An 815-nucleotide genomic window follows, 5' to 3' on the forward strand; every position below is an offset into this window, starting at 1 on the left:
TCGATGGTGAGGCGGAGTTGTTGTTCGAGCTGGTTGATGGGGTGGTTGTAGAGGTCGGTGACGCGGTTGTGGACGTGGAGGACGGTTTGGGCGACGGCGAGGTCGTATTCGCGGGGTGAGGGGTCGTAGTCGACGTAGGTTCCGGGCAGGAGGGGTTCGCCGTCGTGTCCGGCGGCGAGGTCGATGGCGGCTTCGCCTTTGGCGTTCTGGGGTTTGCGTGGCCGGGCGAGTGTGTCGGCGACGTGGGTGCGGAGGGTTTCGGAGCGGCCGTTGAGGCGGGCGTAGGCCGCGGCGGGCAGGACGAGGGCGATGACGCGGGTGGCGGCGCGGGCGGTGAACGACCACTGGCCGGGGTCGGGGCCGAGGAGTTGTTCGCCGAAGTGGTCGCCGTCGGTGGCGGTGCCGAGGTGGAGGTCGTCGCCGTAGGGGCCGGTGCTGTGGCGGGTGATTTTGCCGTGGGCGAGCAGGAACAGGGTGTCCAGGGGGGTGCCGGCGGTGACGAGGGTGTCGCCGGGTTCGTATTCGCGTTGCTCGAACGCTTCCGCTAACGCTGCGAGTGCGGGTTCGTCGCTGAATCCGCGCAGCAGGGTGAGTTCGGTGAGTTCGGCGGGGATGACCTGGACTCGGGTGCCGGTGGTGTAGAAGGAGAGTTTGCCGTCGCCGAGGGTGTAGGTGAGGCGCCGGTTGACCCGGTAGGAGCCGGCGGGGACGTCGACCCAGGGCAGCTGGGAGAGCAGCCAGCGGGTGGTGATGCCGCGCATTTGCGGCAGGGTTTTGGTGGTGGTGGTCAGGGTCCGCGCGGCGGTGACGCTCAG

1 protein-coding gene is annotated in these 815 nt (G+C 69.0%); it reads right to left on the reverse strand.

Annotation, left to right across the window (positions count from 1 at the left end):
- A partial coding sequence (locus tag H5965_RS45975; protein WP_310977641.1) for a cyclic nucleotide-binding domain-containing protein occupies positions 1-815 on the reverse strand: 815 nt, incomplete at both ends.

The organism is Amycolatopsis sp. 505, assembly GCF_031625235.1.
Lineage (GTDB): Bacteria > Actinomycetota > Actinomycetes > Mycobacteriales > Pseudonocardiaceae > Amycolatopsis.